The organism is Neisseria subflava (assembly GCF_003044645.1).
In the GTDB taxonomy this organism is placed as follows: Bacteria; Pseudomonadota; Gammaproteobacteria; order Burkholderiales; family Neisseriaceae; genus Neisseria; species Neisseria subflava_B.
Genome location: NZ_POXL01000001.1, coordinates 152,657 through 167,483 on the forward strand (window position 1 = coordinate 152,657; position 14,827 = coordinate 167,483).

Below are 14,827 nucleotides of genomic sequence, written 5' to 3' on the forward strand. Positions count from 1 at the left end.
ATTTATCTGATTGTCTATTACTATAAAATAGTAGTTTTAAACCAATAAAAAGGCCGTCTGAACACGATTCAGACGGCCTAAAATCAGAATACATAAAGCAAACTCCGTTATAACAAAGACGGTTTTAACAAATCAAAAAAAGGCCGTCTGAAATCATCTTTCAGACGGCCTCTATTTCAGGTTTTAGCCCCGATTCGAGCCTTTAACCATATCCATCAAAAACAATCGGCAATCCAAGTTACCATTAAACAGCGGAATCTTACGCTTCGGAGAAAGGCGCATAAATTTCGGCATATCGCGATCGCCGGTAAACATCCCAACCAGCCAGCCTGCGTAGTGCTGTTTCAACCATGTGCCCAGTTGCGGATAAAGCGCCTGTAAAGCCTGAATTTCTGCAAGGCGCACGCCATAAGGTGGATTGGAAATCATAATGCCGTGTTCGCCGTTCGGTCGCGCAGCCTGCGCATCTTGCACGTCAAAGCGGATGAAATTATCCACTTCGGCGGCTTGGGCATTGGCCAATGCGGCACGAATCATATAACGGTCGTTGTCGCTGCCGGAAATTGGCGCGACAGCCGGTTTGATTTGTTTTTCAGCTTCACGGCGCAGGGCTTGCCATTTTTCTTTGTCGAAGTTTTGCAGTTTTTCAAAACCGAAACGGCGCATCAAGCCCGGCGCACGGTGTGTCGCAATCCATGCAGCCTCAATGGCAATCGTGCCGCTGCCACAAAACGGGTCTTGGAAAGGCTGCGTACCGTCGTAGCCTGCCAAAAGCAGCAAACCTGCCGCCAAGTTCTCTCTCAATGGCGCTTCGCCGGTATCCTGACGATAGCCGCGTTTGAAGAGTGCTTCGCCGGAAGTATCGATAAAGATTTCCACATTGCGTTCATCGATAAAGGCATGAATGCGGATATCGGGGTTGATTTTGCCCACGCTTGGGCGCGCATCATAAATATCGCGGAAGGCATCGCAGACGGCATCTTTGATTTTCAAACCGACAAAATCCAAGCTTTTCACATTGGCACGCTTGCCTTCAACTTTGACTTTAAAGGTCTGCTCCAGCTTAAACCAACCTGTCCAATGCAGATTTCGTGCGAGTTTGTAGATATCGTGTTCGCTGCGATAACCGCCTTTGGTCAAGCGCAGTAAAACGCGGCTGGCAACGCACGAATGCAGGTTGATGCGATACACCTGCTCCATCGTGCCTTTACATGCCACACCGCCGTCAACAGCGCGGATATCCTGGCATGCCATGCTTTCGAGTTCCTGCGTCAAAGGCGCTTCCAAACCGCGAGGACAAGTGATAAAAAGTGAATAAACCGTCATATAAAACCTTTCCGGGTAGGGCTATCCGAACCACTCGGATAACAAATAAAAACAATATTATAGCCGAAAAACCAAAGGCCGTCTGAAACTTCAGACGGCCTTTGAATAAAGCTTGCTTAGTGATCCAAACTATCGGTTTCAACCTTAACCGCTTTATCGGTTTTATCCTCCGGCAAAACCAAGTTCAACAATACCGCCATAATACCGCCGGCAGAAATTGAGTTTTGGAACAATACCGGCAGGTTTTTGAACACTTCCGGCTCAAACGCCACGCCCAAACCCAAACCGACAGAAGTCGCCGCGATAACCGCTTCACGACGGCGAATACCGTGGCTGACCAAAATCCGCACACCGGCAATCGCAATCAGGCCAAACATCAATACCATCGCGCCACCTAAAACCGGACTCGGAATCGTGGTAAACGCACGGCCGATAACGGGGAACAAGCCCAATAATACCAAAATCGCCGCAATATATTTGCCCACATGACGCGAAGCCACGCCGGTCATTTGAATCACGCCGTTATTTTGCGCAAAAGTGGTCAAAGGCAAAGAGCCCAACGCAGTCGCAATCACAGATACCAAACCATCTGCCAATACGCCGCCGCGCAGACGTTTGGTGTATTCCCCACCCTCAATTGGCTGCTCGGAGACCATCGCAGTCGCCGTCAAATCGCCCACTGCCTCAAATACGCTCAACAAGAAAATCGCACCGGCAACGATAAACGCGTGCCAATCAAATGCAAAGCCATATTTAAACGGAACAGGCAGGGTAATCAGCGGCAGGTTTTGCAGGGCGGAAAAATCTACTTTGCCCAAAAACAGCGCAACAATATAACCGACAATCAAACCCACCGCGATGCCGCTCATGCGCAGCAATGGATTTTTCAAACAGTTGAAAACCAATACAATCAGCAACACCAGCGATGCCAGACCTAAGTTTTCCATCGAGCCGAACGTACCGTCTGCTTTCGCACCGAAGCCGCCGCCGAAATCGGTAATACCGACATGCACCAAGCTCAAACCGATCAACATGACGACCACGCCGCTTACAGTCGGCGTAATCACTTTTTTCAGATAAGGCAAAAGCCAAGCGGAGAAGCACACCAAAAACGCGCCGACAAAGGACACGCCCAAGAGCGTTGAAATCATCACATCTTCAGTCAAGCCGCCCTCTTTCATACCGGTACCGAGCGCAATCATCACGGTAACAAAAGAGAAGTTAACCGACTGAATCGACAACATACCCGAACCGACCGGCCCGAAACGGTTGACCTGCAAATAAGTACCGACACCGGAAGCCACCATCGCCATCGACACCAAATAAGCCGTCATTTCAACCGGCAGCTCCAATGCCCCGCCGACAATCAGTGCCGGAGTAATCATCGGAACAAAAATCGCCAGAAGGTGCGTAACCGCACTCAACAACGCATTCCCAAACGGCGGCTTGTCTTCCAAACCATAAACCAAATCAAGCGATTCCGCCTGTTTTTCAGTCATTCCGGCCATGTTGAACCTTCTCTCAAGAATCGTTAAAAAATATTAAGATGCGTATTTTAACCAATTTGAAATGTATCAGCAAATTCAAAACCATCAGGCCGTCTGAAAGTTCCACCCAGCCGTTTTCAGACGGCCTCAAACCGCCTTAACACATTTTAATTCTTGACATCATTTTTCCATCTAAAAACAAACAAACCAATGATTTGAAAATGTATTATTCATTAAGATAATGACAAGTCACCATTAAACAGCAAAGCCTCATAGCGGATATGTTTCACACAAACAACAAAGTAAGCTACAATCCGATGAATAATCCACCCACACCATAAAATTAAAGGTTTCCGTATGTTAAAAGGCAGTCTGGTTGCCCTGATTACTCCGATGAATCAAGACGGCAGCATCAACTACGAACAACTTCACGACTTAATCGACTGGCACATTGAAAACGGCACCGATGGCATCGTCGCAGTCGGCACCACCGGCGAGTCAGCCACCCTGCCTGTCGAAGAACATTTGGCCGTTATTGAAGCCACTGTCAAACATGTCAACAAACGCGTTCCCGTTATCGCCGGTACAGGCGCCAACAATACTGTCGAAGCCATCGCCCTTTCCAAAGCCGCCGAGCAAGCCGGTGCGGACTACACCTTATCTGTTGTTCCCTACTACAACAAACCTTCGCAAGAAGGCATTTACCAACATTTCAAAGCCATCGCCGAAGCCACTTCGATTCCGATGGTTATCTATAACGTCCCCGGCCGTACCGTCGTCAGCATGAGCAACGACACTATTTTGCGTTTGGCCGAGATTCCGAATATCGTCGGTGTGAAAGAAGCCAGCGGCAATATCGGCAACAACATCGAATTGATCAACAGCGTTCCTGAAGGTTTTGCCGTTTTATCCGGCGACGACCCTACCGGCTTGCCTTTCATGCTGTGTGGCGGTCATGGCGTGGTAACCGTTGCAGCCAACGTTGCACCGAAACTCTTTGCCGATATGTGCCGAGCCGCCCTTGAGGGCGATATTGCGACCGCCCGTCGCCTAAACGAGCAACTTATCCCAATTTATAACACCATGTTCTGCGAGCCCAGCCCAGCCGCACCCAAATGGGGCCTGAGCTTATTGGGCAAATGCGAACCCCATGTTCGTCTGCCTTTGGTAGCACTGACCGAAGCCGGTCAAGCCAAAGTCCGAGCCGCTCTGGAAAAATCAGGACAAATCTGATCCGGAAATAAGGCCGTCTGAATCCCAAGCACCCTTTTCAGACGGCCTCCCTGTTAAGAACTTCATCCACAGGAAAACAAGATGACCTATATCAAACCCATCGTAGTAGCCCTCGCCCTGATTAGCATGACTGCCTGTTCCGGCAGCAAAAAAGAACAACCCAAACTTGACTATCAAAGTCAATCACACCGCTTGGTCAAACTGGAAGTACCACCTGATTTGAACAACCCAGACCAAGGCAACCTCTATCAATTACCGGCAGGCAGCGGTGCCGTCCGCGCCAGCGACTTCAACAAACGCCGCACTCAGGCCGTACAACAACCTGCCAATGCAGAAGTCTTGAAATCCGTTAAAGGCGTACGCCTTGAGCGTGACGGCAACCAACGCTGGTTGGTTGTCGATGGCAAATCTCCTCGCGAAATTTGGCCTTTGCTGAAAGTATTCTGGCAAGAAAACGGTTTCGACATCAAATCTGAAGAACCAGCCATCGGCCAAATGGAAACCGAGTGGGCTGAAAACCGAGCCAAAATCCCTCAAGACAGCCTGCGCCGCCTGTTGGATAAAGTCGGCTTGGGCGGCATCTACTCTACCAGCGAACGCGACAAGTTCATCATCCGCATCGAACAAGGTAAAAACGGTTCGACCGACATCTTCTTCGCCCACAAAGGCATGAAAGAAGTTTATGCCGACCGCAAAAAAGACACCACCATGTGGCAGCCAAGCGAGAGCGACCCTAACCTCGAAGCCGCATTCCTCGCCCGCTTTATGCAATATTTGGGCGTTGACGGTCAGCAAGCCGAACAAGCTCTGACCCAAAGCGTTGCCGCCCGCAGTAATGCTTCTGAGTTGGCCCGTGTGGACAATGGCACTCTGTTGCTGGCAGGCGATTACGGCCGCAACTGGCGCCGTACTGCCCTTGCGCTTGACCGCATCGGCCTGACTGTTATCAGTCAAAATGCCGAACGCCGCGCTTTCTTGGTTCAACAAGCGCCAACTGAAGGCGAAGCAGTTGCCAATAAAAAACCGGGTCTGTTCAAACGCGTATTTGGCAAAGGCAAAGCAGAAGCGCCAAAAACGTACCCTGAAATCATCGTCTATGTTGAGCCTATCAACAATGGCGCACGCCTCCATCTATTGAATAAAGACGGCAGCCCATACAAAGGCAGCGATGCCTCCACATTGTTGAGCCGCCTGCACACAGAATTGCGTTAATCCGTTATTCGACTTAAGGCCGTCTGAAATATTCAGACGGCCTTTTTAACGAATACGGCATGGTTTCAAATTCTCAATCTGACGTTATAATCAGAGCATTTTTCCCCATTACCCAAGCTGCCATGACCCGACAAAAAGCCTATCTGATCCTGACCGCCCTGTTTACCCTGATGTTTATCGTACTGATTCTGTTGGGCGCTTATCTTCTGAGCATTCACAGCAAACAATTCGCCGTTGCCGCCTTTCTATTTGCCTTTGCCGCCGTTTTTGCCCAAATCGGTAGCCTTGCCCTTTACATCCGTCACAAAGCACGCGCACAAATGGCTCGTATGCAGCAAACCGAAACCCATTAAGGAAAAACCATGTTTGAAAAAATCGTCCTTGCCAGTGGCAACGCAGGCAAACTCAAAGAATTTGCCCGCCTTTTTGACGACTTAAACATCGAAGTCCTGCCGCAATCACAGTTCAATACGCCCGAATGTCCCGAGCCGTACCATACCTTTGTTGAAAATGCCCTGGCTAAAGCACGTCATGCCGCCAAATACAGCGGCTTACCGGCACTCGCCGACGACTCTGGTATCTGCACCAACGCCTTAAACGGCGCACCCGGCATTTTCTCCGCACGTTATGCAGGCGAAAACCCCAAATCCGATACCGCAAACAACGCCAAACTGTCTGCCGATCTTGCCGATAAAGACGATAAAAGCTGTTACTACGTCTGCGTGCTCGTCCTCGTCCGCCACGAAAACGACCCGCAACCCATCATCGCCGAAGGCATCTGGCACGGACAATGGCAGGCAGAAGCCGCAGGTACAAACGGCTTCGGCTACGACCCGCATTTCTATCTGGCCGAACATGGTTGCACCGCCGCCGAGCTTGACCCTGAAATCAAAAATGCCGAAAGCCACCGCGCTCAAGCATTGCGTGAATTGTTAAGAAAAATTGAATCCTTATAAATCGATAGCAGGCTGTCTGAAACCTTCAGACGGCCTACCTCACATTCATTCCCATGCCCAAGCCCACACCTGAAGAATTGGCAGCCTTTGCAAAACACGTCGCTGCCTTCATCCCAACCACACCTGACGAACTTCTTCAACTCATTGACGGTCAAAAAACTGCTATCGTCTTTTTAGGCAAACCAAGCTGTTCATACTGTCGCCGTTTTGTTGCAAAACTGTCTACCGTTTCCTTAAACAAGCAGCTTACCATCCGCTTTACAGACAGCAGCAACAAAGCAGCTTTAAAGACTTTTCGTGAACAACACGGCATCAAAACTGTTCCCGCATTACTCAACATCTCACAAGGCAAAATAAAATTTGTCTGCAATTCCAAATTATCAGAAGAAGAAATAGAAGCTTTTTTGAGCGCTTAGACTGCGCAAATTTCCTACTGATTACTTTCCCGGCCGACATTTCAGTTAAAATAAGGCCCTAAAAATTTCAGACGGCCTCGAGCCTCAACACATATCATGACCCAAATCACTTTCCAACGCCCCGGACAACTCACCGCCCTGCCGCCCTTGTCGCTCTACATCCACATCCCGTGGTGCATCAAAAAATGTCCGTATTGCGACTTTAATTCCCACAGCCTGAAAAACGGCCTGCCGGAAGAAGCCTATATCGATGCCCTATTAACCGACTTGCAGCTTGAATTACCCAATATTTGGGGCAGACCTGTGGAAACCATATTCTTCGGCGGCGGTACGCCCAGTCTGTTTCAAGCGGAATCAATTGACCGTTTGTTAAGCGGCGTGCGCTCGCTGTTGCGCTTGCAACCCGAAGCGGAAATTACTTTAGAAGCGAACCCCGGCACATTTGAAATTGAGAAGTTTCAAGGATTTAAAGATGCAGGTATTACGCGTCTGTCTATCGGCGTACAAAGTTTTAACGACGATATGCTTGCTCGATTGGGACGCGTTCACAATGGCAAAGAAGCCCTGTCAGCCATTGATACTGCATTGAAATTATTTGATAAAGTCAATATCGATTTGATGTATGCCCTGCCAAACCAAACCGTTCAGACGGCCTTAAACGATGTGCAAACCGCTATCGCAACCGGCGTATCGCATATCAGCGCATATCATCTGACAATGGAACCGAACACGCCTTTCGGTCATACACCGCCCAAAGGATTGCCGCAAGATGAAGCGGCGTTGGATATTGAAGATGCCGTACACGGTGCATTGGAAGGCGCAGGCTTTATTCACTACGAAACATCGGCTTTTGCAAAACCTGGTATGCAGTGCCGCCATAATTTGAACTATTGGCAGTTCGGCGATTACTTGGGTATAGGTGCGGGCGCACACGGCAAAATCTCCTATCCCGACCATATTGAGCGAACTGTCCGCCGCCGTCATCCCAACGACTATCTTGCGGCTATGCAGAGTAATCCGCATGAAGCAGTTGAGCGCAAAATCGTTGCTGCCGAAGACCTTCCATTCGAATTCATGATGAACGCCCTACGCCTGACCGACGGCGTACCTGCCGCAATGTTGCAGGAACGTACCGGCGTACCCACTGCAAAAATCATGGCTCAAATCGAAACCGCCAGACAAAAAGGCCTGCTTGAATCAGACCCGACCGTGTTCCGCCCGACCGAACAAGGCTGTTTGTTCTTAAACGATTTGTTACAGTGTTTTTTATAAGTGCGATTTTACAACAGCTGACACATTTTTAGATTTGCTTAATTTTCCACAAGAAAATACAATCAGAATAATTGTTGGGAATGAACAATCCCGGCGATTATCCACTACTCCTAATCCTACATTAAGGACAAAACAATGAAAAAAGTTCTGGTAACACTGATTGCTCTTTCCCTGCCTGCATTTGCATTGGCTGATGAAACCAAAGGTTTTTATGTTCAGGCTGATGCTGGTCATGCTACTGTAAAACTGGGTGGCGCATCAATTAAAGGCTTTAGCCCTCGTATTTCTGCAGGCTACGATTTCGGCGATTTCCGTGTTGCTGCCGACTATACGCATTATAAATCTGCAAAGATTAATGTACCTTCGGTATATGCTGAGGCTAAATATCACAGTGCCGGTGTATCTGCTATTTATGATTTTGACCTGCAAGCTCCTGTAAAACCTTATGTAGGTGTTCGCCTGGGTCTTAACCACTCTACTCATAAATATCAAACAGCCGAACAAACAGCTGAACGTAAGGATACTAAAATTGGCGTAGGTGCAATGGCTGGTGTAAGTTATGATGTAACTCAAAATGTAGCACTGGATGCAGGCTATCGCTATAACCACTGGAGCAAGATCAATAACGTTAAGCTCCATTCCCACGAAGTATCTGCCGGTGTACGCGTAAAATTCTAATATTTAAATACTTGGCATGAAGTAACGATTGCTTCATGCATCAAGTAACAAAAGGCCGTCTGAAACCTGTTTCTCAGGATTTTAGACGGCCTTTAAGTTGTTTAAATATGTCTAACTTTTTGCTGCTTTTACTTTTGCTGCAAACCACAGCGCCGCAGCCGTACCTGCCATATCGGCAATGCCGTCCGCGATTGAACCTTGCCGCGTAGTAGTCAGAAATGCCTGAGCCAGCTCGCTGCCTACTGCGAACAATAAAGCGGCAAACAGAATACCTTTATAGGGAATATTCCTATTGTCTTGAATAAATATTTTTGCGCACAGCCATGCCTGACCGAAAAACAGCCCGAAATGGCCGACTTTATCAAAATGGGGAAATGGTGGAGCGCTATTGCCGCCCTCTTTGAAAAGTAAGGCATAAATAGCGGCGGCAAACCAAATCAAGGCAGCAGCAGTAAATTTGTTTAATGGCAAGGCTTTCATTTCTTGGTCTCTTCATCCAACCATGTTTGGCAGATATCTGCCAAGCGGACAAATTTCCCACCCCGAGCCTTCAAAATATCACGCCATTGTACTACTTCTTCAACATCCGGGGCATCTTCAATGCTGCACTCGTAAAGGCAGAAGTCTAATGTTTCGCCAACAATGCCCGGGGGTTCGGTCTGCATAAGGCTGGTCAGTTCGTTCATATTTACTGTTTCTTCGATTGGTTTATCGCTAGCCAGACTGTGCCGTCTGTTTTCAGGCCGTCTGAACATGATGTGCAAGGCTGTCCGTTTGATTTGGGTATGCTTACTTACTGTGTAAAAAACGTGTTGCCTCTTCCCATTCGCCATTCAACACGGCCGGCAATCCTTGCAGAGATTTGGCGATGGAATCATCAATTTGCTGTCTGTGTTCCGCCGACGGTTTATTCAACACATAACCGACAACCAGATTACGGTCGCCCGGATGATCAATACCTAAGCGCAGGCGGTAGAAATTGGGCGTACCCAAGCGAGCCTGAATGTCTTTGAGGCCGTTGTGTCCGCCGTTGCCGCCGCCAAGTTTGAATTTGATACGGCCGCATGGAATATCCAGCTCGTCATGAACCACCAAGATTTCCTCCGGTTTGATTTTGTAAAACTGAGCCAAAGCGGCAACGGCCTGACCGGAGCGGTTCATAAAAGTCATGGGTTTGAGCAGCCAAACATCGCCATCAGGCGTAGTGGCGCGTGCTACTTCGCCGTAAAATTTCTTTTCGTCTTTAAAATCGACTTTCCATTTCCACGCCAGTTCGTCCAACAGCCAAAAGCCGACATTGTGGCGCGTTTGTTCGTATTCTTGGCCTGGATTGCCCAAACCGACGATTAATTTAATTTTCAAGCTCATTACTGTTCTTTCAGTTTGACAGGCCGTCTGAAAAAGTTTCAGACGGCCTTCGATTTATTCTTGCCCTGCGCGTTTACGTCTCGCTTCTTTCGGATCAATCAACAATGGACGATAAACCTCAATCCGATCGCCATCGCGCAACACAGTCTCGTCTTTCACGGCCTTGCCGAAAATACCCAAAGGCGCTTGCTGCAAATCCAACTCTGGGAATTCCACCTCCAAACCGCTTTTCAAGGCAGCTTCACGTACGGTTGTACCTTCGGCAACAGTCATGCTCTTCAACACTTGCCTATCGGCCAGTCCGTAAACAATTTCAATCTCAAGCATAGCGGCGATCGGCCTCTTTAATAAAAGCATCCACCAGCGTACCGGCGAGATGACTGAACACCGGGGAAATCATGGCAGAGAGTACGGCATTTGAGAAATCGTATTCTAATCTGAATTCGACTTTGCACATATCATCGCCCAAATCGATAAATTTCCAAGTGCCGCGCAGGGTTTTAAATGGTCCTTCGAGCAAATCCATGCGGATTTCCTGCCCCGGGATATTGTGGTTATGCGTCGCAAATGACTGTTTGACGCGCATATAGTCCATAAACAGACGCGCTTTGAGCTCATTGCCTTTGCGTTCGATAACTTCGGTCTTGCTGTACCACGGCAAAAATTTTGGATAGTCCTCAACTTTGTCCACCAGCTCAAACATTTCCTTAGCGCTATGCAGCACCAATACGTTTTTCTCGACTTTTTTCATGTTGGTTGTAGACCTTGTTTTTGAATATTCGGGGTTTAGACGGCATGATTTAGAAAAATATCTGCCCTACTTTGGGACAAAATTCCCAATTTAAACCGCTTCGCCATTTCGTTTCGCTTCCAGCCATTCCCAGCGTTCCAGCTTTTCCAAAAGCGACATCTCGATTTCTTCAGCTCTGCTTTGCAGTGCACCTGCTTTTTCGTAATCTTTGAAAATTTCAGGATCGGAAAGCTGGGTATTGATTTCAGCCTGTTCGGTTTCCAAAGCTGCAATTTCATCAGGCAGGGCATCAAGTTCGCGCTGTTCTTTGTAGGAAAGTTTGACCGTGCGGTTGGCTTTGGATTTGACTTTTTCAGGCTCGGCAGCCGCTTTAGGCGCAGAGGCCGTCTGAATTTTATCTTCCCGCGATTTTGCGTCGATATAATCCTGATAGCCGCCGATATATTCTTTCAGACGGCCTTGTCCTTCAAAAACAATGCTTTGGGTAATCACATTATCCAAGAACATACGGTCATGCGAGACAAGGAATACCGTGCCTTGATAATCACGCAGCAAATCTTCGAGCAGCTCTTGGGTGTCGATGTCCAAGTCATTGGTCGGTTCGTCCAAGACCAAAATATTAGCAGGACGGGTAAAGAGTTTTGCAAGCAGAAGGCGGTTGCGTTCGCCGCCGGAGAGTGAGGAAACAGGACTTTGTGCGCGGGCCGGATGGAACAGAAAATCTTCCAAATAGCTCATCACATGCTTTTTCTTACCGCCGACTTCAACGTAATCATTGCCCTGTCCGAGCGTGTAAAACACAGTATCGTTTTCATTCAACGCGCTACGGAACTGGTCGAAATAAGCAACTTCCTGCTTACTGCCGATACGGATTCTGCCGTAGGTCGGCTGCAATTCGCCCAAAATCAGCTTGAGGAAAGTAGTTTTGCCAATGCCGTTTGGGCCGATTAAGCCGATTTTGTCGCCGCGCTGCAAAATGGCGGAGAATTTGTCCATGATGACTTTGTCGCCATAGGCAAACGAAGCATGTTCCAATTCGGCGATGATTTTGCCGCTTTTTTCGCCGCTATCGAGCTTAAAGTTAACCTGCCCTTGTACATTACGGCGTTCGGCGCGCTGGCGGCGCAGCTCTTCCAAACGGCGCACGCGGCCTTCGTTGCGGGTGCGGCGTGCTTCGATGCCTTTGCGTATCCACGCTTCTTCCTGAGCATGGAATTTGTCGAAGAGGCGGTTGTGTTCAGCTTCGACTGCCAACTCTTGCGCTTTTTTCTCGCTGTATTTGGAGAACGAGCCGGGATAGGAGCGCAGAATGCCGCGGTCGAGTTCGACAATGCGCGTGGCGATATTATCCAAAAAACGGCGGTCGTGGGGAATCACAACCAAGCTGCCTTCAAACGCTTTGAGCAGGTTTTCCAGCCAAATAATTGCGTCGATGTCCAAATGGTTGGTCGGCTCGTCCAGCAACAATACGTCGGGCTTTTGCACCCAAGCCTGCGCCAAGGCGACGCGCTTTTTCTGACCGCCGGAGAGGTTGCCGATTTTTTCGTTTTCCGGCAACCCCAGTTCCCCCAAAGTCTGCTTGACTGCCGCATCCAGCTTCCAGCCGTCCTTCGCTTCAATTTCAAGTTGCAATTCATTGAGCTCTTTCAACAAAGCCTCACTCGAACCATTTTCTAACTCATGGCTGACATGATGATAACGGCGCAATAAATCGCGAATTTCGCCCAAGCCTTCGGCGACGGTGTCGAATACGGTTGCTTCCTTATCAAAAAAGGATTCCTGCGGTACATAAACGATTTTAAGGTTGTTTTGAACAATAATCTGCCCGTCATCGAGCTTTTGTACGCCTGCAAGGATTTTTAAAAACGAAGACTTACCCGCACCGTTGCGGCCGATTAAACCGATTTTCTCGCCGCTGTCGAGTTGAAAAGAAGTTTTGTCGAGCAAGGCGACGTGGCCGACGGCAAAAGAAGCATTTTCTACGGATAAGATATTCATGGGGAAACTTCAAAAAAGAAAAGGGGAACATTTTAACCGATTATCGGCAGATATTTGCCGACAATCATATGAAATTGAAAGTATCAGGCCGTCTGAAAGCAGTTTTCAGACGGCCTTCATGATTATTCTTGAACCTTCAAGCCGAAATGCAGATAGGCTCGTTCGGTTGCTACGCGTCCGCGCGGTGTACGCTGCAAAAAGCCCTGCTGAATCAGATATGGTTCAATCACATCTTCGATGGTATCGGTCGATTCTCCAATCGCAGCAGCCACGTTTTCCAAACCGACAGGACCGCCGCTAAATTTGTGCAGAATCGCCTCAAGGAATTTCCTGTCCATCACATCCAAACCTTGCCCGTCCACATCCAGCATACTCAAAGCCGCATCGGCAATTTCCGCATCAATGACGCCATTGTTTTTCACATCGGCATAATCGCGCACACGTCGCAAAAGGCGGTTGGCGATACGCGGCGTACCGCGGCTGCGCTTGGCCACTTCCATCGCGCCCTCGTCGCCCATATCCAACTGCAACAATTGTGCAGAACGGGCAACAATAGTCGCCAAATCTTTATTCTGATAAAACTCTAATCGGGACACGATACCGAAACGGTCGCGCAAAGGATTGGTCAGCATACCGGCACGGGTCGTCGCTCCTACCAATGTAAACGGCGGCAAATCGATTTTGACCGAACGCGCGGCCGGACCTTCGCCTATCATGATATCCAACTGATAATCTTCAAGCGCAGGATAAAGGATTTCTTCAACCACGGGGCTTAAACGGTGGATTTCATCAATAAACAGCACATCATGCGGCTCGAGATTGGTCAACAAGGCTGCAAGGTCACCGGCACGTTCCAAAACCGGGCCGCTGGTTTGACGCAAATTAACGCCCAATTCTTTGGCAATAATGTGCGCCAAAGTAGTTTTGCCCAAACCCGGAGGGCCAAACAGCAAAGTGTGGTCAAGCGCTTCGCCACGTTTTTTCGCCGCCTGAATAAAAATGGCCAACTGCTCTTTTGCTTTATCCTGTCCGATATAGTCGTCTAAAGTTTTCGGACGTAAAGCGCGTTCAAGCAATTCTTCCTGAGCGGAAATATTTTGAGCAGTGATAATGCGCTGAGGTTGTGCAGAAGTAAGATTATCAGTTTGTAACATAATGTTTCTAAATTCTAAGACCGTTCCCGACCCGTTATTTCAGACGGCCCGAACAATCAGATAAAGCGGTTAAATTATGATTTTGGCCATTATACCCGATAAGGCCGAGCCACTTTTCCCTCAAATCTAAATCACACAAAAATTTTCGTTTTCAGACGGCCAAAGCAACGTATAATAAACGGTTAATTCAAATACCTATCGCATTCAGGAGAACACATGAGCCTCAAGCAAAAAGTCATCGCCATCGACGGCCCCAGCGCATCCGGCAAAGGGACGGTTGCCTCACGCGTAGCCGACGCTTTGGGTTTTCTTTACCTCGACTCCGGTGCACTTTACCGCCTGACCGCGCTTTATGCACAAAAACAAAATGTTGCCTGGACAGATGAAGATGCCGTCAGCACACTGGCAGAAACCTTGCCCGCACAATTTGAAGGCAGCGTCGTATCATTAAACGGCGAAGATGTATCCGAACAAATTCGTACCGAATCCATCGGTATGGGCGCTTCTGCCGTCGCGCAGTTGCCTAAAGTGCGTACCGCCCTTTTGCAGCGACAACGCGACTTCCTAACCGAAAAAGGTTTGGTCGCCGACGGCCGCGATATCGGCTCTGTTATTTTCCCTGATGCCGCATTAAAAATTTTCCTGACCGCAAGTGCCAATGTCCGCGCCCAACGTCGTGCAAAGCAACTCAGTATTCCATGCGAAGGCGTTGAATTCGAGCGCATTTTGTCAGACATTGAAGCGCGCGACGAAGCAGACCGCCGCCGCCCTGTTGCTCCGTTGAAACAGCTGCCCGATGCTCTGCTTTTAGATACCGATAACCTTTCTATCGAAGAAGCTGTAAAAAAAGTGCTTGATTGGTATCATAAAGTTTAAAATTTGGAGTATAATCGCGAAGTTTTCATTTCAGACGGCCTGTTAATCCTATAACAAGGCCGTCTGAAAACATTTCCCAACCTGCCGCGCCAAGGACGGC

17 protein-coding genes are annotated in these 14,827 nt (G+C 48.6%); 8 read left to right on the plus strand and 9 right to left on the minus strand.

The window, feature by feature from the left end:
* Positions 1–183 precede the first annotated feature (183 nt).
* Positions 184–1,326, minus strand: coding sequence for a THUMP domain-containing class I SAM-dependent RNA methyltransferase (locus DBY97_RS00720; protein ID WP_107857125.1), 1,143 nt, complete (start codon positions 1,324–1,326; stop codon positions 184–186).
* Between the two features lie 116 nt (positions 1,327–1,442).
* A complete protein-coding gene (locus DBY97_RS00725; protein WP_107857126.1) occupies positions 1,443–2,834 on the minus strand; it encodes a nucleobase:cation symporter-2 family protein in 1,392 nt (463 codons plus the stop codon).
* A gap of 336 nt (positions 2,835–3,170) precedes the next feature.
* On the opposite strand from DBY97_RS00725, the gene dapA reads away from it, so the two are divergent.
* From dapA to DBY97_RS00760, 7 genes are all read left to right on the plus strand, one after another.
* The gene (gene dapA, locus DBY97_RS00730; protein WP_070748801.1) at positions 3,171–4,046 is read left to right on the plus strand and encodes a 4-hydroxy-tetrahydrodipicolinate synthase; all 876 of its coding nucleotides are present in this window, start codon (positions 3,171–3,173) and stop codon (positions 4,044–4,046) included.
* A 126-nt stretch (positions 4,047–4,172) separates the two neighbouring features.
* Positions 4,173–5,258, plus strand: a complete 1,086-nt coding sequence (bamC, locus tag DBY97_RS00735) for an outer membrane protein assembly factor BamC (RefSeq protein ID WP_432760700.1) — start codon at positions 4,173–4,175, stop codon at positions 5,256–5,258.
* Positions 5,259–5,380: 122 nt separating this feature from the next.
* Positions 5,381–5,611: an NGO_0222 family membrane protein gene (locus DBY97_RS00740; RefSeq protein ID WP_003746993.1), complete on the plus strand. Its 231-nt coding sequence runs from the start codon at positions 5,381–5,383 to the stop codon at positions 5,609–5,611.
* A 9-nt stretch (positions 5,612–5,620) separates the two neighbouring features.
* A complete protein-coding gene (gene rdgB / locus DBY97_RS00745; RefSeq protein ID WP_107857128.1) occupies positions 5,621–6,214 on the plus strand; it encodes an RdgB/HAM1 family non-canonical purine NTP pyrophosphatase in 594 nt (197 codons plus the stop codon).
* Between the two features lie 53 nt (positions 6,215–6,267).
* Positions 6,268–6,630: a thioredoxin family protein gene (locus DBY97_RS00750; RefSeq protein WP_107857129.1), complete on the plus strand. Its 363-nt coding sequence runs from the start codon at positions 6,268–6,270 to the stop codon at positions 6,628–6,630.
* A gap of 96 nt (positions 6,631–6,726) precedes the next feature.
* Positions 6,727–7,902, plus strand: a complete 1,176-nt coding sequence (gene hemW, locus DBY97_RS00755; protein ID WP_107857130.1) for a radical SAM family heme chaperone HemW — start codon at positions 6,727–6,729, stop codon at positions 7,900–7,902.
* Positions 7,903–8,037: 135 nt separating this feature from the next.
* Entirely contained in the window at positions 8,038–8,580 is a 543-nt protein-coding gene (locus DBY97_RS00760) for an opacity family porin (protein WP_049344773.1), read from the plus strand.
* Positions 8,581–8,691: 111 nt separating this feature from the next.
* Here the strand turns inward: DBY97_RS00760 and DBY97_RS00765 are convergent, their stop codons facing one another.
* The 7 genes from DBY97_RS00765 to ruvB form a co-directional block, all read right to left on the minus strand.
* On the minus strand, positions 8,692–9,060 hold the full coding sequence (locus tag DBY97_RS00765; protein WP_107857131.1) for a VanZ family protein: 369 nt from the start codon (positions 9,058–9,060) through the stop codon (positions 8,692–8,694).
* Positions 9,057–9,266, minus strand: a complete 210-nt coding sequence (locus DBY97_RS00770; protein ID WP_107857237.1) for a dioxygenase — start codon at positions 9,264–9,266, stop codon at positions 9,057–9,059. The genes DBY97_RS00765 and DBY97_RS00770 overlap by 4 nt, the downstream gene beginning before the upstream one ends.
* A gap of 103 nt (positions 9,267–9,369) precedes the next feature.
* Positions 9,370–9,948 carry an aminoacyl-tRNA hydrolase gene (gene pth / locus DBY97_RS00775; RefSeq protein WP_107857132.1) on the minus strand — a complete coding sequence of 193 codons (579 nt, stop codon included), beginning with the start codon at positions 9,946–9,948 and terminating at the stop codon, positions 9,370–9,372.
* 54 nt (positions 9,949–10,002) lie between these two features.
* A complete protein-coding gene (locus tag DBY97_RS00780) occupies positions 10,003–10,275 on the minus strand; it encodes an RnfH family protein (protein WP_063075512.1) in 273 nt (90 codons plus the stop codon).
* Complete coding sequence (locus tag DBY97_RS00785; protein ID WP_063075511.1) at positions 10,268–10,699, minus strand: type II toxin-antitoxin system RatA family toxin; 432 nt, start codon at positions 10,697–10,699, stop codon at positions 10,268–10,270. Before DBY97_RS00785 ends, DBY97_RS00780 begins: the two co-directional genes overlap by 8 nt.
* A 90-nt stretch (positions 10,700–10,789) precedes the next feature.
* Positions 10,790–12,697: an ATP-binding cassette domain-containing protein gene (locus DBY97_RS00790; protein ID WP_107857133.1), complete on the minus strand. Its 1,908-nt coding sequence runs from the start codon at positions 12,695–12,697 to the stop codon at positions 10,790–10,792.
* Positions 12,698–12,819: 122 nt separating this feature from the next.
* Positions 12,820–13,851 carry a Holliday junction branch migration DNA helicase RuvB gene (gene ruvB, locus DBY97_RS00795; RefSeq protein ID WP_039862144.1) on the minus strand — a complete coding sequence of 344 codons (1,032 nt, stop codon included), beginning with the start codon at positions 13,849–13,851 and terminating at the stop codon, positions 12,820–12,822.
* A 216-nt stretch (positions 13,852–14,067) separates the two neighbouring features.
* On the opposite strand from ruvB, the gene cmk reads away from it, so the two are divergent.
* Entirely contained in the window at positions 14,068–14,727 is a 660-nt protein-coding gene (cmk, locus tag DBY97_RS00800; protein ID WP_107857134.1) for a (d)CMP kinase, read from the plus strand.
* Positions 14,728–14,827 lie beyond the last annotated feature (100 nt).